Below are 18,387 nucleotides of genomic sequence, written 5' to 3'. Positions count from 1 at the left end.
TCTCCCGCACGCACGCATGCTGCGGCTGTTACCGCTTGGGGCGCAGCTCCAGGCCCTTGGCCTCGGGATCCTCGGGCAGGTCGACCACGACGGTGTCTCCGTCTTGGATGTCACCGGCCAGCAGAGCGCGGGCCAGCTTGTCGCCGATCTCGCGCTGGACCAACCTGCGCAGCGGACGGGCGCCGAATGCCGGGTCGTAGCCTTCGAGGGCCAACCAGTCCTCCGCGCCCTGAGTGACCTCGAGGGAGATCCGACGGTCGCCGAGCCGCTTGGACATGTGTTCGATCTGCAGATCGACGATCGAGGCGAGCTCGGCCTGGCCGAGGGCATCGAAGAGCACGATGTCGTCAAGCCGGTTGAGGAACTCGGGCTTGAACGTCGCATGCACGACGTCGAGGACCTTGCTGCGCTGCTCCTCATTCGACAGCGAGTTGTCGACGAGGAACTGCGAACCGAGGTTCGAGGTCAGGATGAGAATCGTGTTCCGGAAATCGACCGTGCGTCCCTGACCATCGGTGAGCCGACCGTCGTCGAGGACCTGCAGCAGGATGTCGAAGACGGAGGGGTGCGCCTTCTCGACCTCGTCGAGCAGGACCACGGAGTACGGGCGACGGCGGACCGCCTCGGTGAGTTGGCCGCCCTCGTCGTAGCCGACGTAGCCCGGAGGGGCGCCGACGAGGCGAGACACGGTGTGCTTCTCACCGTATTCGCTCATATCGATCCTGATCAGAGCCTTCTCATCGTCGAAGAGGAAGTCCGCCAGCGACTTCGCCAGTTCCGTCTTGCCCACACCGGTGGGTCCGAGGAACAGGAACGAACCGGTCGGACGATCCGGGTCGGCGACACCGGCCCTCGAACGGCGGATGGCATCGGAGACCGCAGCCACGGCATCCTTCTGCCCGATGAGTCGCTGACCGAGGACGTTCTCCGCCCCAAGCAGCTTCTCGATCTCGCCCTGGAGCAGGCGTCCGGCGGGGATGCCCGTCCAGGAGGAGACCACCTCGGCGATGTCATTGCCTGAGACCTTGTCGGAGACCATCGGGTCCGAGTTCTGCCCGGCTTCGGCTTCCGCTTCGGCTGCTTCGGCCTCGGCGATCTCCTTCTGCACAGCGGGGATCTCTCCGTAGAGCAGACGAGACGCGGTCTCGAGGTCCGTGTCGCGCTGAGCCTTGTCGGCAGCGGAGCGCAGTTCGTCGAGCTTCGTCTTCAGCTCACCGACCCGGTTGAGGCCGGCACGCTGGGATTCCCAGGTCGCTTCGAGTCCGCGCAGCTCCTCCTCCTTGTCGGCGAGATCGGCGCGCAGGGCGTTGAGCCGTTCGACGGACGCGGAGTCGGTCTCCTTCGACAGGGCCATGTCCTCCATCTTCAGGCGGTCGACGGCGCGCCGGAGCTCATCGATCTCGACGGGAGCCGAGTCGATCTCCATCCGCAGCCGGGATGCCGCCTCGTCGACGAGGTCGATGGCCTTGTCCGGCAGTCGCCGACCGGTGATGTACCGGTTCGACATCGTTGCCGCGGCGACCAGGGCGCCGTCGTTGATCGAAACCTTGTGGTGGGCTTCGTAGCGCTCCTTGAGTCCGCGGAGGATCGCAATCGTGTCCTCGACACTGGGCTCGCCGACGAAGACCTGCTGGAACCTCCGCTCGAGGGCGGGGTCCTTCTCGATGTTCTCGCGGTACTCATCGAGCGTCGTGGCGCCGATCATCCGCAGCTCACCGCGGGCGAGCATCGGCTTGAGCATATTGCCCGCATCCATCGAGGAGTCCCCGCCGGCCCCGGCACCGACGATCGTGTGGAGTTCGTCGATGAAGGTGATGATCCGCCCGTCGGCGTTCTTGATCTCCTCGAGCACGGCCTTGAACCGCTCCTCGAACTCGCCGCGGTACTTCGCGCCGGCGACCATCGCGGAGAGGTCGAGGCTGATGAGCGTCTTGTCGCGCAGCGACTCGGGCACGTCTCCGGCCACGATCCGCTGGGCCAGGCCCTCGACGACGGACGTTTTGCCGACGCCGGGCTCACCGATGAGGACGGGGTTGTTCTTCGTCCTGCGGGAGAGCACCTGAACGACGCGACGCACTTCCTTGTCGCGGCCGATCACCGGATCGAGTTTGCCCTCGCGGGCGACGGCGGTGAGATCGATGCCGAACTTCTCCAGCGACTGCATGGTCTCCTCGGGGTTCTCCGAAGTGACCTTCTTGCCGGCGCGCAGTTCGGGCAGAGCTGCGAGCAGCGCGTCCCGGCCGGCACCATTGGAGCGCAGGGCATCGCCGGTGCCGTCCTGGCCGGCAGCGGCGGCGAGCAGCAGGTGCTCGGTGGAGACGAACTGATCGCCGAGTGCGGTCATCTCCTCCTGCGCGAGATTCATCATCTCGAGCCCGGTCCGAGACAGGCTCGGCTGGCTCACCGAAGAACCGCTGACCGTGGGGAAGCCGCCGATCACGGCTTCGATGGCGGTGAGCACTCGCCGCGGGTCGGCGCCGACCTTGGTCAGCAGGGTGGCCGCGAGAGAATCGGGCTGGGACAGGAGGGCGGCGACGAGGTGCGCCGGTTCGACCTGGTTGTTGTGCCGGGCGACGACGTCGTTGACCGCAGTCTGCAGCGCCTCCCGGGATTTGGTTGTCATCTGTGCGTCCATGCGCAACTCCTTCGTGAAATCGTGTGCTGATCACAGCTCTCGAATGGAACAACACCAACAAAGTTGAGTCTATTCCGCTCAACCTTTATTTTCAGCCGAGAATCTCGCCGAGGCGGCCCGCCGTCCCGTATCGCCGACACCAACGCGTCCGGCTCAGTTCGCGAGCACGGACTGGAGGTCGAAGCGACGCAGGACCTTGTCGGCGATCTCCGGATCCGTGCCGCGTTCACGTCGGGCGGCGAGCACCTCGGCGCGGGCGGTCTGCATCGCCCTCTTCTGCACCTGCAGCATCTGCTCACGGTGTTCCTTGAACGCGGTCACCTGCTCGGAGTTCGCCTGGTCATCGGTGGTTCCGCTGAGCTGGTCGTGGAGGAGCTTGAACCTGGCCCGCAGCGGTTCGACCACCTCGTCGGGCAGGCTGTCGTCGTTCCTGATCTCGCGCATCGCCGCCTTGTAGGCGCGCATCGCGATCGCCTTCGTGGCCTGATGCTCCTTCTCCGCCTCGTCGTCGATGCCCAGGCCCGCCACCGCAGCGGGGAAGGTCAGTCCCGCCAGAACGAGGGTGACGAGCAGGACGATGGCCGCAGCGACGACGATGTAGGACCGGCCCGGAAACGGCATCCCGGATTGCGTGGTCGCGGGAATCGACAGGGCCAGAGCCACCGTGGCCAGACCGCGCATCCCGCCCCAGGTCATCAGGGTGGCATCGCGGACGTTCAGCGGAGCGGCATCGGGGTCGATCTCCCGGCGCTTGCGCTCGATGAGAGTGCCCAGGAGCAGCCAGATGAAGCGGACGGCGATGACGATGACGGCGATGAGCCCGCCGATGAGCAGCGCCCGCCCGAGATCGGCATGCTCGGATTCGATGATGAGACGCAGATCGAGTCCGATGAGGCCGAAGGCGATGCCGGTGATGAGCATCTCGAGGACCTGCCAGGTCGAGTTCTGGGTGACGCGTGCCGCGGAGTTGCCTTCCGTGTCGCGGCGACGGACCTCGAGTGCGGCGACGACGACGGCGATCACGCCGCTGGCGTGGAGGTGCTCGGCGACGAGGTAGACGCCGAAGGGCAGGACGAGCATCAGTGAGGAACGGGCGACCGTGTGGTCGATCTTCTCCATCACCCACCACGCCGCGAACGACAGGACCAGACCGACGGCGACCGCGACGGTGGCGGAGACGATGAATGACACAGCCAGATCTGCGTAGTCGACCTCGGTGCCGGCCAGCACCGCGGCCATCGCGGTCTGGAAGATGACCAGCGACGCCGCGTCGTTGAACAGTCCCTCGCTCTGCAGGGTCGACATGATGCGGCGCGGAATCGACACGGTGCCGGCGACCGCGTCGACGGCGACGGGGTCCGGTGGGGCGAGCATCGCGCCGAGGGCGATGGCCGCGGCGATCGTGATGCCGGGGATGAGGAGGACGGCGGAGCCTGCGACGGCGGCCACGGTCACCCCGACCAGGGCCACGGACATGCCGAGGATCGTGCGCCACCGGATCGCGAACAGTGCCCACGACGTCTTCTGCGCCGCGGCGAAGAGCAGGGGCGGCAGGAACAGGGGGAGCACGAGTTCGGGGTCGATGCCCACCTCGGCGAAGGTGGGGATGAAGGCACCGGCGATGCCGATGAGGACCATGAGCGCCGGCCACGGAAGTCTGAGTCTCTGCCCCAATCCGACCACCACCGAGGTAGCTGCTCCGAATCCGATGATCATCAGCAAAGTGGTCATGATGGTCCCTCTCGACTCCGCTGGACCCGCACCGGGAAGGCCGCGCGGACGGGGATGAGCGAAAACGGTCGACCAGATTCCGCGCTGCGAGCCTGACCTTTGGCAGAATATGGCTATGTCCGAGTCAATTGTATTCGCGCCGCTCGACGACGGAGTCGCGTCCGTGACGATCAACCGGTCGGCCACACGCAACGCCCTGTCCCTCGAGGTGATGGAAGCCCTCATCGACACCCTCGCCGAGGTGGGCCGCCGCACCGATGTGCGCGCAGTCATCGTCGGCTCCGCCGGTCACGTCTTCAGCTCCGGTCATGATCTCAAGGAGATCCGTGGGGCGGATCTTGAAGCGCAGCAGGAGATCTTCGACGCCTGTTCTCGTCTCATGCAGCTCATCCAGACCATTCCGCAGCCGGTCATCGCACAGGTTCAGGGGGTGGCGACGGCGGCCGGATGCCAGCTCGTGGCCGCCTGCGACCTGGCGGTCGCCGCGGAGTCGGCACGGTTTGCGACTCCGGGAGTGAAGATCGGCCTGTTCTGTTCGACGCCGATGGTCGCCCTCTCCCGCGCGGTGCCGGCGAAGCAGGCGATGCGGATGCTGCTGACCGGTGATTTCGTCTCCGCCGAGGATGCGCTGGCCTTCGGTCTCGTCTCCGACGTCGTCGCCGATGACGACCTCGAGACCGGCACGGCGGATCTCGCTCGGAAAGTGGCGTCCGCCTCGTCGGCTACAGTTGCCATAGGCAAGGCCGCGTTCTACGAGCAGCGTGAACTGCCTGTGGCCGAGGCGTATGCGCGGATGTCACAGGTGATGGCACACAATGCTGTCGGCACCGATGCTCAGGAAGGGATCGACGCCTTCCTGAGCAAGCGCGAGCCGCGGTGGCAGCACCGCGGATGAGCGCCCGCGATGTCGCGAGAACTTCGACAGCGTCGGGATGTGCCGCAGTGAGGCACGGATGAGAAGGGGATCAACGTGGCGGTGATAGTGACCGGAGCCAGCGGCTTCATCGGCGGTGCCATCGCGCGTGCTCTCGCGGAGAGGGACGAGACCGTCTACGCTCTGGGCCGGAGAGACCCGGGCATCCCCGGAGTGAACTTCCAGCAGTGGGACATCACCGAGCCGGCCCCTTCGGCGGTGACGTCCCTGGCGGGGAAGGTCACTTCGGTCTTCCACTGCGCCGGGATCGCCTCGGTGAGCGCTGAGGATGACGCACTCTATGAGGTGCGGGTGACGGGTACGCGCAACGTCCTCGACGCCTTCCCGAAGGCCCGCATCGTCCACCTGTCGTCGACGACGGTGTACCCGCCGAGCGAACTCCACACCGAACTGTGGGAGGAAGCCGGACCGAAGGATCCCGGCGAGTTCTCCGACGCCTACTCGCGCACCCATGCCCTGGCCGAACAGCTCGTCGCTCGGATCCGACCCGATGCCGCGATCCTCCGACCTGCGGCCGTCTATGGCCCGGGCGAGACGATGCTCATGCCGTTCCTCGCCCACATGGCGAAGAAGGGGGTGCTGCGTCTGCCCGGAGGCGGTCGGCAGAAACTGACCCTGACCCATGTCGACAATGTCGTGCGGGCCGCGCTCGCCTGCCTCGATGTGCCCTCGGCGGCGGGTCCGTTCAATATCGGGGATCCGACCCCGTACCGGCTCAAGGACGCCGTGGCCACTCACTTTGCGCGGATGGGCTACGACCAGGTCGTCATCGAAGGGGTGGCGAAGGACAAGGCGCTGGTCATGGCGAAGCTCGGACTCCGGATCAAGGGGATGTTCAAGCGCGGAGATCGTGCGAAGCTCTTCCTCGTCGAATACCTGCAGTCCGATCGGACCTATAACCTCTCACGGCAGCAGAGGGTGCTCGGGATCTCGACCACCCAGCACCTCATCCCCTCCCGGTTCCAGTAGGCCCGTCTCAGCGTTTCAGCCCGTGCTGGGCGGCGACGATCTTCGATATCAGCGAACGCGGCAGCACACGTTTGAGCAGGAACGGCAGCGGGGCCCGGCTGCCGACGGCGTAGAACTCCCGCGGCCTGGGCGAGATGATCGCGTCGACGATCGTGGCCGCGACTGTCTCGGCCGAGATGCCGCCTCGTTCATTGGCATCGAGCCGCTCGAGCATCGTCGTGACATCCGCCGAATAGGGCGATCCCTCCTCGAGGTACTTCGTCCGGCGCAGCCCGATGCCCGTGGCGATCGATCCGGGCTCGACGGTGCTCACCCACACCCCGAACGGTGAGAGTTCCTGCCGGGCGGCCGTGGCGAATCCGCGCAGAGCGGCCTTCGACGCCGAATAGGAGCTGCGGTGAGCCAGCGGAAAACTCGCGAGCATCGACCCGACCATGATGATGCGGCCCGCTCGTCGTTCGCGCATTCCGGGCAGAACGAGCTGACTCAGCCTTACGGGCCCGAACACATTCGTGCGGAACAGGCGTTCGACGGCATCGGCGGGCAGCTCTTCGAACGGACCGGACTGACTCTCGCCGGCATTGTTCACGAGCACATCGATGCTCTCGCGCATGCCGATCGCATCGAGATCCTCGGCCAGCCGGTCCGGCCCCTCGGGGTCGGCGAGGTCGAGCGGCAGGTACCGGACTCCGGGGATCGTGTCGGTCGGCTTGAGCCGATCCGGGCTGCGGCTCGTCGTGAGGACGGTGCAGCCCTTGGCCGCGAGTGCTTCGACGACGGCTCTGCCGATACCCGAGGTGCCGCCGGTGACGAGGACGGTGAGGTCCGGTCGCGCAGTGCCCGTCATGCTCGCTCTCCCCCTGGGAGCGCGGAATCGCCGTGCCCACGTCCTGATGCGTCATTCCCTCGTCCGGGTGCGCCGGCACCGGTCTGGTTTGCGACCGCGCGTCCGGCCCGCAGCCCCGAGAAGATGCACCCGCCGAGGAACGTGCCTTCGAGTGCGTTGTAGCCGTGCATTCCGCCGCCCCCGAATCCGGTGACCTCACCGGCTGCGAACAGCCCGGGAATCGGTGTGCCGCCTCCGGCAGTGCCGCCGGCAGCGCCGATGACCTGACCGTCGAGGTTCGTCTCCGCCCCGCCGAGGGTCTTGCGCGAGAGCAGACTCAGCCGCACCGCGATGAGCGGCCCGTGCTCGGGATCGAGGATTTCGTGCGGCTTGACCGCGCGCACGATCTTGTCCCCCAGATAGGCGCGGGCATTGTGGATCGCCTGCACCTGCGCATCCTTCGAGAACGGGTGCGCGGTCTGGCGGTCCCGTTGCCGGATCTGCTCGACGAGGTGGTCGTGATCGATGACCGGCCCGCGGGAGCGTGCATTCATCCGGGCGACGAGTTCCTCGGTCGAATCGGCGACGACGAAGTCGGAACCGTACTTCTTGAACGCCTCGATCGGCGCGGGAGCATCGGAGGAGCGCACACGGTCGAGCGTGATCCGGATGTCCTTCTCCGTGATGTCCGGGTTCTGCTCCGAACCCGAGAGCGCGAATTCCTTGCGGATGATCGACTCGTTGAGGACGAACCACGAATAGTCGTACCCCGTGTCGAGGATTGTGCGCATCGTCCGGTTCGTGTCGAAACCGGGATAGTTCGGGGCTGGGAACCGGTTGCCTTCGGCATCGAACCACATCGACGAGGGTCCGGGAATGATCCGGATCCCATGCCCGGGCCAGATCGGATTCCAGTTCTCGATGCCCTCCGTGTACGCCCAGATCCGGTCCCGATTGATCAGGCTCGCCCCGGCATCCTCGGCGATCTGGAGCATCCGTCCGTCCACGTGAGCGGGCACACCGGCGAGCATCGTGTCGGGGAACTCGCCGAGGCGGTCGACCGGCCAGTACTTCTTCATGAGGTCGAAATTGTGGCCGATCCCGCCGGTGGTGACGATGACGGCGGGAGCACGGAGTTCGAAGTCCGCGACCTCCTCGCGGTTCGACTCCACCCCGCGAGCCGTGTGGCTGGGCGCGAGCGTGCGACCGCGGACACCGACGACGGTGCCGGATTCGGTGAGGAGCTCATCGACGCGGTGTCGGAACCCGAACTCGACGAGCCCGGCCGTCTCGGCGGCTTCGACGGGTTCGCGGAAGACGCGGACCACCTCGGGGCCGGTGCCCCAGGTGAGGTGGAAGCGGGGGACGGAGTTGCCGTGTTCGGCGGCTCCGGAGCCGCCGCGTTCGGCCCAGCCGACGATCGGAGTCAGGCGCAGGCCGAGGTCACGCAGGTACTGTCGCTTCTCTCCTGCCGCGAATTCGAGGTAAGCCTCGGCCCACTGTCTGGGCCAGTGGTCCTCCTCGCGGTCGAATCCCGCCGAGGTGGCCCAGTCGGCGCGGGCGAGTTCGAGCGAGTCGTGCACGCGCAGTCGACGCTGTTCGGGAGAGTCGATGAGGAAGAGCCCGCCGAGTGACCAGAACGCCTGCCCGCCGAGGTTGGCGCGATTCTCCTGGTCGAGGATGACGACGCGTTTGCCGGCTCGGGTGAGTTCATGGGCGGCGACGAGACCGGCGAGTCCGGCGCCGACGATGATCGCATCGGGGGATGGGTGGCCGTTTGTGCTCATCGTCGACTCCTCTGTCGTCTCCGTCGGCCGAACCGACGTTCAGTGGGTTCAGATTGCCAAAAACAGGCCGGATTCTGGCAATCTGCGCACACTTACCTTTCAGTAGGAATCAGTATCGCAGACTCAGCCGCCCAGGGTGCGCTCCAACCAGTCGGCTGCCGCGGCGAAGGACTCCTCGGAGGTCGTCGGGTCGATCGGCACGAGGACTCCGTCGGAACTCGGGTAGCTGCCGAGGAAGGCGAGTTTGAGCGCGGACCGATGAACGCCCTGCAGCGCCTCGGCCACCCGCGCCTCGTGGATGTGCCCGAGCAGGTCGATCGAGAACTGGTAGAGACCCAGCCCGTCGCCGGTCGGTCGGGATTCGATGCGCGACATGTTCACACCGCGGCTGGAGAACTGTTCGAGCAGTTCGAGCAGCGAACCGGCCCGGTCCGATCGCAGAGCCGCGACGATGGTGGTCTTGTCCGCCCCGGTCGGTGCGGGAATGGCACCGGGACGGGTGACGACGACGAAACGGGTGACGGCGTCCTTGCGGTCGCCGATGTCCTCGGCGAGGACGTCGAGCCCGTAGCGCTGCGCGGCCAGGGCGGGACACACGGCGGCCACATGGTCACCGGCGTCGTTGGCCAGGTCGCGGGCGGCAGCGGCCGTCGACGAGGTCGGCAGGTAGACGGCATCGGGGAAGTGTTCGGACATGTACGCGCGCACCTGTGCCTCACCGTGCGGGTGGGAGCCGAAGGACGTGACCTCCTCGGCGGCGGTCCCCGGCTTCACGGCCAGGACGAAGCGGACGGGCACGACCACCTCGGCGATGATCTGGAGCCGACCGTGCTCGGTCAGGGCATCGATCGTGGCCGGCACCCCGCCTTCGACGGAGTTCTCGATCGGAACGACTGCGGCATCGCAGTCGCCTTCGATGACGGAATCGAGAGCGGCGGCGGCATTGCGCATCGGCTGTGCCGAGGCCGTCGCGCGCAGATTCCGGGAGTCGAGGAAGCTCAGCAGAGCCGCCTCGGTGAACGTGGCCTCGGGGCCGAGGTAGGCGAAACGGGCCAGACTCACTTGCCGGTCTCCTTCTGCTGGTGGCTCCGCTTGGCGCGGATGCGGCGGACGAGGATGGCGCGGGCGACATCGCGGTATTGGGCGGCGCGGTGCAGGTGCGCCTTGAGGTCGCGACCGGTGACGCGGTGGTGGAGGTCGCATTCGACCTCTTCCACGCGCAGGCCGGCGTTGACGACGTCGATGGTCATGGCCGTTTCGACACCCCATCCGGCGGCGAACGGCAGGGCCGTGTCGAAGGCCTCCCGGGACAGGCAGCGCATGCCCGACAGTGGCTGAGTGGCCTCGAAGCCGCTGAGTTCGGCGATGCCCTTCTTCGCGAGCCCGACGACGAATCCGAAGCCCCCGCCCTTGCGTTTCTGCTCCGGCAGGATCGCGATCGTCATGTCCGCTTCGCCCGCGAGCACGGGTGCGGCCAGGGGAGCGGTGTTGACGGCGGAGTCCTCGAGGTCGCCGTCGATGAACAGCAGCGCCCGATGCTTCGGCTCGAGACCCGGGTCGGCGTCGGAGATCTCCCGGTTGCGCAGCGCGAACGCCCCGGTCATCATGGCCGCGGCCTTGCCCTTGTTCTTCGGGTGGGTGATCACCTCGGCGCCGGCCCGACGGGCCACGGTCCCCGTGTCATCGCTCGATCCGTCGTCGACGACGAGGACGATGTCGACCCCGGGAATCTGCTTGGCCGCGATCACCGTGGCGGCGATGCGCTCGGATTCGTTCATCGCCGGGACGATGGCGGCGACCGCCTCGGGGGCGGGGTGCGGGTGTGCGCTCATGCGGGTGCTCCTGTCCGACACCGGCGCCGAGGCGGGGCCGAGCACGGTCGGATCCGTGCCCGGCCTGCCCGGCCGGGTGGCGGATGTCAGTGGATGGTCAGCTGGCGGGACACGATTCCAGAGCGGACGCGACGGGCCTCCGTGCTCATCGGTTCGGTCGTGTTCAGCGCCTCGTCCATGGTCTTGCCGAAGGCGGCGATGGGCTCTTCGACATCGTCGGGACGGGTGCCGAACTCGAGCTCCCAGACGGGGATGATGATCCCGTGGGCGCGGAAGTAGCCGAGGAAGGAGCCGATGCCGCCGAGGTCGTTGCCGTTCTCGGCCTGCAGGCGGGCCATCGCATCGACGACGCGATCCTCGCCCTCGGAACGGGCCCAGCGGACATAGGTGCGTCCGGACATCTCGGTCCAGTAGGCGGAGTCGACCGAGGCGAGCTTCTCGGTCGGGGCGACCGAGTTGTTGGCCTGCTGCAGGGCGGCACCGACCTCGGGGTCGGTCTCGGCCTCGGGCAGCGCCCAGTAGTCGAAGGATTCGAGCACGCGGACGTCGAACGGGTGAGAGGTGTCGAGGATGTCCTGCAGGCGCGGACCCGCACCGGGTTCGGTCGTCGCTTCGATCGAGGTGCCGGGCTCCGCCTCGACGGCGGCGAGGATGCCGCCGGCAACATCGCGGGAGGCGTCGGTCGAGGACACCGGCACCTGCATGCCGGCCATGATCTCGCCGTCATCACGACGCCAGGCCTGCCAGGCAGCCGGCAGGAGCGAGGCGATCGTCACCTCATGGCCGCCGTATTCCTCGGTGAGCTTCGCGGTCGCGGTCGCCGCGGGCACGAGTTCACGCAGGCAGATGATGTCGGCTTCGAACGGCAGGTCCGCAAACGGACGTGCGACGAAAGCCGTGGCCTGCGCCCTCGCGAGGCGTTTGGCGATGAGTTCTTCCTTGGAGCGCTTCGACTTCTTTCCCATGGGACGCAAGTCTAGTCGGTGCGCCGTGAGTGCGCCGGGAGGGTCCGGCGCCGCGCCGCTCCGCTCAGCGGTCGCGGGCGACGGGAATGAAGTATCGAGTGTTGTTGGACTCGTCCATACGCACCTGCAGCTTGTCACCGGGGTGCGGGAAGGCTGAGCGTTCGGGGTTGTCGGGAGTCAGCCCGAGCGTCTCGAGCTGGATGATGCCGTGCCGGCCGACTTCATCTGCGGCGAGGACGTAGGAGTGGTTGAGTTCGCGGATCGTGACCTCGATGGCCGGCTCGGTCGGTTCGTCCGTTTCGGCGAAGGTGCGTGGTGGGGCGGAATTGCCCATGCCCAGGTACGCTCCGACGTCATCGGCGATAAAACCGGCCACGGAATCCGCCTGGGCCATGAGACCGGCGAGGATGACGGACAGTCTCTCCTGCTGGGCGTCGGACTTCAGGGCCTGCCCGGGTTTGAACAGGTGCTCCTCGGCGAGGACGCACCACGCGTCCTGCAGGATCGTGCGCAGCTGCAGTTCGACGAGGACGGAGGGCTCGGAGTCGAACGGGACTTCGACGATGAGGTGGCGACCGCGGTATCCGGAGGGTTTCGGAGTCGCGGAGTAGTCGCGCACCTCGGCGATGGAGAGGTTCGCGTCGTCGTTCGCCTCGGTGAGCAGGTCCCACAGGGCGAGCTGTTCGCGTTCGGTGCGGCAGACGACGCGAGCGCCGACGACGTCGATGACCTGGTTTTCGACTTCGACGGATTCGTGGATCTCGTCATTGGCGTCGGCGAGTTTGCGTCGCAGCTTCTCACCGGTGCGCATCCGGTCCTTGATCCGACCGTCGACGACGCGCACTCGGTCGCCGGAGAGCAGAGAGGAGGAGGCGCGGACGGACTCGACCCAGTCGTTGACCGTCTCCAGGGCGGCCCTCCAGGTGGACTCACGCCGGTCGTAGGCTTCGTCGACCAGTTCGCGGACAGTTGCTGACATCATCGTCACCTTCCTAGCTCCTGGTTCAACTTCACCAGAAGACCGGGGAGATGTCTATGGCTGTGTCGCTAATGTTGCTCAGGCGGGGCCAAGGGGTGAGACGGACGACCGGGAGGTGGTTCAGAGGTCGTAGTCGACGATGACCGGTGCGTGGTCGGACGCGCCCTTGCCCTTGCGCTCTTCGCGGTCGATCTCGCCGGCTGAGGCGGTCGCGGCCAGCGACTGTGAGGCGAGCTGGAAGTCGATGCGCATGCCCTGCTTCTTCGGGAAACGCAGCTTCTGGTAATCCCAGAACGTGTAGACGCCGGGTCCGGGAGTGAACTGGCGGGTGACCTCGCTCAGGCCGGCTCCGAGGAGGTCGTCGAAGGCTCTGCGCTCGGCATCCGACACGTGCGTGGCGCCGTCGAATTCGGCCATGTCCCACACGTCCTCGTCGAGCGGGGCGACGTTGAAGTCACCGCAGAGGACGAGTCTCTTCTCCGGTTCGTCTGCCAGCTGGGCGGCGATGTCGCTCGTCAGCGCCCGGTACCACTCGAGTTTGTAGTCGTAGTGCGGGTGATCGAGTTCGCGGCCGTTGGGCACATAGAGGGAGTAGACGCGCACCCCGTTGCAGGTGGCGGCCAGGGCGCGAGCCTCGACGACGGGTTCGTCCGCACCGAAGGCCGGAATGTCCGCAAAGCCGATCTCCGTGTCGGTGAGTCCGACGCGGGAGGCGATGGCCACGCCGTTCCACTGGTTGAGGCCATGGAAGCTGACTTCATAGCCGCGCTCGGTGAACAGTTCCTCGGGGAACTGGGCATCCTTGCACTTGAGCTCCTGGATGGCCAGGACATCGACATCCGAACGATCCAGCCAGGCCCCGATGCGATCGTGGCGGGCGCGGATCGAGTTCACATTCCACGTAGCGATTCTCACCCTCCCACCCTAAGCGGTCGGCCCCGGAGGAGAAAGCGCACCCGGCCCCCGGCAACGTGATCGCAGGTCGCCCGCCGGAGGGGGCGGCGATTGCCGGGCCCCTGCGCCGACCGCACGGCCGCGAGTCGATAAGCTGGTGCCATGCCTGACGCTCCCAACGATCATCTCGGCCACGACGGCGCCGCGTACCCCGACTCCTACTATGTGCGTCTGTCCGAGGACCGCTTCGTCTCGACCCTGCACAGTCAGGGCGCATGGCAGCCCGGCGAGCAGCACCTCGCGCCCGCCTCGGGGATCGTCCTCGCCGAGATCGAACGCCGCCTGCCCAGCGACAAGATGGTCTCGCGGGTGACCTTCGACGTCCTCGGCGTCATCCACTCCGGTGAGTTCACCATCGACGTCGAGGTCATCCGCCCCGGCCGGACCATCGAACTCGTCGAAGCCCGGATGCGCCATGGTGAGCGCACGAGCATCATCGCTCGCGCCTGGCGACTGCTGGCTTCCGACACCGAGGCGGTCGCCGGTGACGAATGGCAGCCGCTGCCCGCCGTGTCCGAGATGCCCCAGGCCCCGTTCACCAACCGCTGGGGCGGCGGCTACATCGCGTCCCTCGAAGGCAGACAGGGAGCCGACGCCCACCCCGGCTATGCCCAGTCGTGGGTGCGCAGCCCCTACCCGCTCGTCGACGGCGAGACCGACCCTCCGACCGCGGCCTTCGTCAAGTACGTCGACACCGCCAACGGCCTGGCCGTGCGTGAGGACCCGAAGACGACCTTCTTCCCCAATGTCGACCTCTCCATCCACCTCACCCGGGAGCCCGAAGCCGGGTGGGTCGGCTTCGATACGCAGGTGACGTTCGGCCCGACCGGACTCGGCCAGACCACGAGCGTGCTCAGCGACGCCGACGGCCCCATCGGCACCGCCGTGCAGTCCCTGACAGTGCGCAGAGGCCGCGGAGCGGTATGACCGACAGGGCCCCGCAGGCACCGCGAACCGCATCGTCGCAAGCCGGTGACGATGCCGCTTCGCGGCGGGGCCGGATGCCTCGACCGCGTGCCCTCATCACCGGGGCGAGTTCCGGTCTGGGGCGCGGCTATGCGCGGGCCCTGGCCGGCGATGGCTATGATCTCGTGCTCGTCGCCCGTGACGAACGGCGACTGCGGGAACTGTCCGATCAGCTGGGTGCCGCTCACGCGATCAACGCCGAGGTGGTCGCCGCCGACCTGGCGAGGAGGGACGGAATCGACGCAGTCGCCGAGGTCATCGACACGCAGCAGATCGATGTCCTCATCAACAACGCCGGCTACGGACTGCGCGGATCGCTGTTGGAGTCCGACATCGCCGCACTCAATGATCAGGATCAGGTGCTCACCGGTGCCGTGAGAGAACTGTCGCTGCTCGCGGCACGGAGGATGCGGGCCCGCGGCCGCGGCGGCATCGTCACCGTCTCCTCCCTGGCGGCGGTGACGACGATGGGCCAGTACGCCGCGTCGAAAGCCTCAACGCTCGTGTTCACCGAGGCGCTCGCCGGGGAGCTGCGGAACAGTCCGGTGACGGTCACCGCCGTTCTGCCCGGGTTCATCCGGACAGAATTCCACGAACGCCTCGGTGTCGCCCGTCCCGGTCCCGGTCTGCTCTGGCTGAGCGTCGACCAGGTCGTGCGGGAGTCGCTGCGTGATGCTCGTGCGGGCAAGGTCGTCTCGGTCCCCGGGCGCGGTTATCGGCTGGCCGGTCTCGTTGCTCCGCTGGTGCCGCGTCCGCTCATGAGGTGGGGATCGAACGGTTTCGCCTTCGCCCGTCGTGACGGTCGCTGAACGATCGACGACGCCACGTCCTGCTTCGCGGGAGAGCCGTCTCGAGGTGTGGCCCATCAGCAATTTTCGTCCGCCCAGCGAAGTGCGGTTGAAAAGTGAACTACCTCGAACTGAGCCTGTGACCAGGGGTTCTATTCTGCCATCTTCTGTGCTATAGGTTCGCGGGCGAGATGAGACAAGTGGTGAGATTCTTTACAAGCGGTGCGAAAGTGTGGTCAAATTATGGTGTTCGCCCGGTGGGGATCGGGTGAACATAACGGACGTATGGGGATGCGTCCGGGTACTCGAGGGGAGTGCTGCGAGGACCCCGGGATGTCGCGATTGAGCGCCCCGGGGTCTTTGTCATTCATCACGCTTCGCGGAGGGGCTTTGCCACTCACAACTCCTCGCAGAGGGTCTTTGTCGTCCACAACTCTTCGCGGAGTTCATGCTGCCGACCGCCGAACTTGCGGTCACTATCGGATACTTCCGCCAAAATGTAGGTCGCAAACGGACATTTCTGAGCCCGGAAAGTATCCGTTTGCGACCTGCATTTTGGGGCAGCGGCTACAGACTGACGGTGCGTTGGCGGCGGGAACGCGTGCGGGCGATGCCGACTTCGACCGCCACGGCCCGCAGCGGGGCGCCCAATGCCAGGGAGGCATTGCCCGCGACACGGTCGGCCACCTCGGCGATGAGCGCATCGATGTCCGCGCGTTCATCGGCGTCGATGTGGACGAGCAGCTCCGGACTGCGGGCGGTCCCGCGCAGGATCACCTGTGCGTCGACGACCCCGTCGGTGGACTCGAGATCGTCAGCGACCGCCTCGGCGATGACCTCCGCGTTCATCGTCGTCAGTCCCGTCCGGGCGTCGGCCTGCATCCGGAAGGGCTTCGCGAAGTCCTTCCTGGGCACCTGCACGGCCAGCCAACGCAAGGCGATGACGGCGAGGATGACCGCGACGACGAGGGCAATCACCGCCGAATACGGCAGGGCCAGCACTGCTGTCGCCGGGTCGAGACTCGCATCAGCCTGCAGCGAAGGCAGGAAAGCGGCGGCGAAACCGAATCCGATGGCGAGCACGGCCAGTCCGAGGAACAGGGCGATGAGGCCCACGATGATGAGCCCCGTGCGGTTCGCGGCAGCGGCCGTGCGTCTCATGACTGACTCCTTCGTGCCTGGACCTTCACTGTGGGTACGCGGTCGAACGAGATCGCATCGAAGCGCTGCCGCACGGCGGCCTCGACCTCGGCGCGGATCGGTTCGTGATCGCGGATCGGGGTGGAGAACGTGACGATCGTCGAGGTGGCGTTCGAGGAGGCCTTGACTCCGCTGACGCCGTCGACCTCGTCGGCTGCGGCGGCCGCGATCTGCGACAGCGCCGAGGTGGGCACGGCGACCTCGAGATCACCGATGTGATCAGGCGCGTTTGCCTTCACCCCGGTGATCCGGCGCGCACCCGGCGAGACACCGAGGAGGAGTGCGATGAGTCCGAGCAGCGCAACGATGAGGCCGGTGCCGATGACGACTCCCGAGCTCCAGTGCAATGCGGACAGCCCACCGAGACCAGAAGACGGATCCGCGGAGGTGGCTCCGGACCCGGCTGCCGTCCCGAACAGCGGCGCATCCACGGTGCCGGAGGCCACGATGGCGGCGACCGCGAACCAGCCGAGCCCCACGGCCAGGAGCAGCACCAGCAGCGCGACGACCACGGCGGGGCCGATGCGTGATGGCCGCTTGCGCAGGAGACGAGAGCTCATTGCAGGGTCCTCCTTCCTCGATCCGAACCGGCAGCGGCCGGTCGCAGCCACCGCACGGCGATGTCGACCTGGCGGACGGTGACGCCGGTGAGACGTTCGACTTCGGTGCTCAGCGTGGTGCGCACCCGATCGGTCGCCTCGGCGATGGGGGTGGGATAGCTCAGCCCCACGTCGACGGCGAGAGTGCAGCTGCGTCCGGACAGGGTGACGTCCACGGCAGGGCGGGTCTCCAGGCTCGAGTTCGCGCCGATGCCGAAGAGGCCCGCGCTCGTGCCGCCGACGCCGGGCAGGTCTTTGAGGATCTGCCCGGCGGTGCGCTCGACGACCTTGTCCGCGATCGTCAGACCGCCTCGGCGAGGGGCCGGAGCCGTGGTCGTGTCAGGAGTCGACGACACGGCCCTACCTCCGGGTGGTCGAACGCGAACTCAGCGCGGACAGGTCGAGGCGTCCGTCGAGGACGAGGCCGACGGCGAGGCCGAGACCGCCGCAGATCGCGACGACGAGGAAGGCGAGGAAACCGCCGAAGTAGGCGACGATTCCCAAGGTCAGTCCGACGAGGAGTCCGATGAGTGTTTTCGACATGGCGTTCCTTCTGCGAAGGTGGTGCTGCGGATGGGGTCAGCTGAGTTCGGGAGAGTCCTTGGCCGGCGGCTCCTCGTCGTCCTCCGGCAGGTGGACGTCGGCGACGTCGATGTTGACCTCGACGACCTGGAGTCCGGTGCCGGTCTCGACGGCGCGGATGACGTTGCGGCGGATCGCCTCGGCGACCTCGACGATGGAGGTGCCGTACTCGACGACGATGGTGAGGTCGATGGCGGTCTGCTTCTCACCCTTCTCCACGGACACGCCGCCGGAGACGTTCGTCTGCGAGCCGGGGATGCGGTCGGTGAGGGTGTCGAAGGCTCGGCGTGCGGCGGTGCCCATGCCGTGGACGCCGGGAACCTCACGTGCGGCGATGCCGGTGAGTTTGGCGACGACGTTCTCGGCGATGGAGGTCGTGCCCATGTCGGTCACGAGAGGGCTGCGCACGGAATCCTCGGCCGGGATCTGGCTGGTCGAGGCGTTCTGCTTGTTCTCTGACATTTCTTCGGGTCCCTTCGGTCGGGTGGTGTCTTCGAGAGGTGCTGACATAGGTACAGACGCAGATGGTGGGAGATCCTCACGCAGATTTCGCAAAGAATTCTCAGAGGCTCGGCGAGCGGCACGGTGAGAGGCTCGGCGAATCCGGCTGATGGCGCTCGCCGAGTCCGGTTGTTTCGCA

General features: G+C 67.1%; 18 protein-coding genes. 4 read left to right on the top strand and 14 right to left on the bottom strand.

Features of this window, described 5'->3' with window-relative positions:
* Positions 1–28: 28 nt before the first annotated feature.
* The gene (gene clpB, locus ACPUD7_RS02335; protein WP_425119005.1) at positions 29–2,635 is read right to left on the bottom strand and encodes an ATP-dependent chaperone ClpB; all 2,607 of its coding nucleotides are present in this window, start codon (positions 2,633–2,635) and stop codon (positions 29–31) included.
* Between the two features lie 153 nt (positions 2,636–2,788).
* On the bottom strand, positions 2,789–4,366 hold the full coding sequence (locus ACPUD7_RS02330) for a Na+/H+ antiporter (RefSeq protein ID WP_425119004.1): 1,578 nt from the start codon (positions 4,364–4,366) through the stop codon (positions 2,789–2,791).
* Positions 4,367–4,481: 115 nt separating this feature from the next.
* On the opposite strand from ACPUD7_RS02330, the gene ACPUD7_RS02325 reads away from it, so the two are divergent.
* Both ACPUD7_RS02325 and ACPUD7_RS02320 read left to right on the top strand, forming a co-directional pair.
* Positions 4,482–5,261, top strand: a complete 780-nt coding sequence (locus tag ACPUD7_RS02325; protein WP_425119003.1) for an enoyl-CoA hydratase — start codon at positions 4,482–4,484, stop codon at positions 5,259–5,261.
* A gap of 75 nt (positions 5,262–5,336) precedes the next feature.
* On the top strand, positions 5,337–6,269 hold the full coding sequence (locus tag ACPUD7_RS02320; RefSeq protein WP_425119002.1) for an NAD-dependent epimerase/dehydratase family protein: 933 nt from the start codon (positions 5,337–5,339) through the stop codon (positions 6,267–6,269).
* Positions 6,270–6,276: 7 nt separating this feature from the next.
* On the opposite strand, the gene ACPUD7_RS02315 is transcribed toward ACPUD7_RS02320, so the two are convergent.
* The 7 genes from ACPUD7_RS02315 to ACPUD7_RS02285 all read right to left on the bottom strand — a co-directional run bounded on the left by ACPUD7_RS02315 (position 6,277) and on the right by ACPUD7_RS02285 (position 13,573).
* Positions 6,277–7,116: an SDR family oxidoreductase gene (locus tag ACPUD7_RS02315; protein ID WP_425119001.1), complete on the bottom strand. Its 840-nt coding sequence runs from the start codon at positions 7,114–7,116 to the stop codon at positions 6,277–6,279.
* Positions 7,113–8,882, bottom strand: coding sequence for an FAD-binding dehydrogenase (locus ACPUD7_RS02310; protein ID WP_425119000.1), 1,770 nt, complete (start codon positions 8,880–8,882; stop codon positions 7,113–7,115). The genes ACPUD7_RS02315 and ACPUD7_RS02310 overlap by 4 nt, the downstream gene beginning before the upstream one ends.
* A 123-nt stretch (positions 8,883–9,005) precedes the next feature.
* Positions 9,006–9,944 (bottom strand): prephenate dehydratase, encoded by a 939-nt coding sequence (pheA, locus tag ACPUD7_RS02305; RefSeq protein ID WP_135541788.1) that lies wholly within the window; start codon positions 9,942–9,944, stop codon positions 9,006–9,008.
* Positions 9,941–10,714 (bottom strand): glycosyltransferase family 2 protein, encoded by a 774-nt coding sequence (locus tag ACPUD7_RS02300; RefSeq protein WP_425118999.1) that lies wholly within the window; start codon positions 10,712–10,714, stop codon positions 9,941–9,943. The genes pheA and ACPUD7_RS02300 overlap by 4 nt, the downstream gene beginning before the upstream one ends.
* 86 nt (positions 10,715–10,800) lie before the next feature.
* Positions 10,801–11,679, bottom strand: coding sequence for a DUF5926 family protein (locus tag ACPUD7_RS02295; protein ID WP_425118998.1), 879 nt, complete (start codon positions 11,677–11,679; stop codon positions 10,801–10,803).
* Positions 11,680–11,743: 64 nt separating this feature from the next.
* On the bottom strand, positions 11,744–12,661 hold the full coding sequence (locus ACPUD7_RS02290) for a GTP pyrophosphokinase (RefSeq protein WP_240690031.1): 918 nt from the start codon (positions 12,659–12,661) through the stop codon (positions 11,744–11,746).
* Positions 12,662–12,778: 117 nt separating this feature from the next.
* Entirely contained in the window at positions 12,779–13,573 is a 795-nt protein-coding gene (locus tag ACPUD7_RS02285; protein WP_135541794.1) for an exodeoxyribonuclease III, read from the bottom strand.
* 141 nt (positions 13,574–13,714) lie between these two features.
* Between ACPUD7_RS02285 and ACPUD7_RS02280 the strand changes: the two genes are divergently transcribed.
* The gene (locus ACPUD7_RS02280) at positions 13,715–14,539 is read left to right on the top strand and encodes a thioesterase family protein (RefSeq protein WP_425118997.1); all 825 of its coding nucleotides are present in this window, start codon (positions 13,715–13,717) and stop codon (positions 14,537–14,539) included.
* Positions 14,536–15,387 (top strand): SDR family NAD(P)-dependent oxidoreductase, encoded by an 852-nt coding sequence (locus ACPUD7_RS02275; protein WP_240690033.1) that lies wholly within the window; start codon positions 14,536–14,538, stop codon positions 15,385–15,387. The genes ACPUD7_RS02280 and ACPUD7_RS02275 overlap by 4 nt, the downstream gene beginning before the upstream one ends.
* 546 nt (positions 15,388–15,933) lie before the next feature.
* Here the strand turns inward: ACPUD7_RS02275 and ACPUD7_RS02270 are convergent.
* From ACPUD7_RS02270 to ACPUD7_RS02250, 5 genes are read right to left on the bottom strand one after another with little or no spacing between them, the layout of a single operon-like run.
* Positions 15,934–16,527 carry an alkaline shock response membrane anchor protein AmaP gene (locus ACPUD7_RS02270; RefSeq protein WP_425118996.1) on the bottom strand — a complete coding sequence of 198 codons (594 nt, stop codon included), beginning with the start codon at positions 16,525–16,527 and terminating at the stop codon, positions 15,934–15,936.
* Positions 16,524–17,126, bottom strand: coding sequence for a DUF6286 domain-containing protein (locus tag ACPUD7_RS02265; RefSeq protein WP_425118995.1), 603 nt, complete (start codon positions 17,124–17,126; stop codon positions 16,524–16,526). The genes ACPUD7_RS02270 and ACPUD7_RS02265 overlap by 4 nt, the downstream gene beginning before the upstream one ends.
* Positions 17,123–17,521 carry an Asp23/Gls24 family envelope stress response protein gene (locus ACPUD7_RS02260; protein WP_425118993.1) on the bottom strand — a complete coding sequence of 133 codons (399 nt, stop codon included), beginning with the start codon at positions 17,519–17,521 and terminating at the stop codon, positions 17,123–17,125. The genes ACPUD7_RS02265 and ACPUD7_RS02260 overlap by 4 nt, the downstream gene beginning before the upstream one ends.
* Positions 17,522–17,525: 4 nt before the next feature.
* Complete coding sequence (locus ACPUD7_RS02255) at positions 17,526–17,708, bottom strand: DUF2273 domain-containing protein (RefSeq protein WP_135541803.1); 183 nt, start codon at positions 17,706–17,708, stop codon at positions 17,526–17,528.
* Between the two features lie 36 nt (positions 17,709–17,744).
* Positions 17,745–18,209, bottom strand: a complete 465-nt coding sequence (locus ACPUD7_RS02250) for an Asp23/Gls24 family envelope stress response protein (RefSeq protein WP_425118992.1) — start codon at positions 18,207–18,209, stop codon at positions 17,745–17,747.
* Positions 18,210–18,387: the final 178 nt, after the last annotated feature.

It is taken from the genome of Brevibacterium sp. FAM 24630, assembly GCF_049804075.1.
In the GTDB taxonomy this organism is placed as follows: Bacteria; Actinomycetota; Actinomycetes; order Actinomycetales; family Brevibacteriaceae; genus Brevibacterium.
Note: the sequence above shows the minus strand (reverse complement) of the source record. Positions and strands in the feature narration are given on the sequence as shown.

What these genes read in the sequence shown, in the direction of transcription:
- clpB (WP_425119005.1), bottom strand. Translation starts at nt 2,635, where the DNA reads ATGGACGCACAGATGACAACCAAATCCCGGGAGGCGCTGCAGACTGCG.
- ACPUD7_RS02330 (WP_425119004.1), bottom strand. Translation starts at nt 4,366, where the DNA reads ATGACCACTTTGCTGATGATCATCGGATTCGGAGCAGCTACCTCGGTG.
- ACPUD7_RS02325 (WP_425119003.1), top strand. Translation starts at nt 4,482, where the DNA reads ATGTCCGAGTCAATTGTATTCGCGCCGCTCGACGACGGAGTCGCGTCC.
- ACPUD7_RS02315 (WP_425119001.1), bottom strand. Translation starts at nt 7,116, where the DNA reads ATGACGGGCACTGCGCGACCGGACCTCACCGTCCTCGTCACCGGCGGC.
- ACPUD7_RS02310 (WP_425119000.1), bottom strand. Translation starts at nt 8,882, where the DNA reads ATGAGCACAAACGGCCACCCATCCCCCGATGCGATCATCGTCGGCGCC.
- ACPUD7_RS02300 (WP_425118999.1), bottom strand. Translation starts at nt 10,714, where the DNA reads ATGAGCGCACACCCGCACCCCGCCCCCGAGGCGGTCGCCGCCATCGTC.
- ACPUD7_RS02295 (WP_425118998.1), bottom strand. Translation starts at nt 11,679, where the DNA reads ATGGGAAAGAAGTCGAAGCGCTCCAAGGAAGAACTCATCGCCAAACGC.
- ACPUD7_RS02290 (WP_240690031.1), bottom strand. Translation starts at nt 12,661, where the DNA reads ATGATGTCAGCAACTGTCCGCGAACTGGTCGACGAAGCCTACGACCGG.
- ACPUD7_RS02280 (WP_425118997.1), top strand. Translation starts at nt 13,715, where the DNA reads ATGCCTGACGCTCCCAACGATCATCTCGGCCACGACGGCGCCGCGTAC.
- ACPUD7_RS02275 (WP_240690033.1), top strand. Translation starts at nt 14,536, where the DNA reads ATGACCGACAGGGCCCCGCAGGCACCGCGAACCGCATCGTCGCAAGCC.
- ACPUD7_RS02270 (WP_425118996.1), bottom strand. Translation starts at nt 16,527, where the DNA reads ATGAGACGCACGGCCGCTGCCGCGAACCGCACGGGGCTCATCATCGTG.
- ACPUD7_RS02265 (WP_425118995.1), bottom strand. Translation starts at nt 17,126, where the DNA reads ATGAGCTCTCGTCTCCTGCGCAAGCGGCCATCACGCATCGGCCCCGCC.
- ACPUD7_RS02255 (WP_135541803.1), bottom strand. Translation starts at nt 17,708, where the DNA reads ATGTCGAAAACACTCATCGGACTCCTCGTCGGACTGACCTTGGGAATC.
- ACPUD7_RS02250 (WP_425118992.1), bottom strand. Translation starts at nt 18,209, where the DNA reads ATGTCAGAGAACAAGCAGAACGCCTCGACCAGCCAGATCCCGGCCGAG.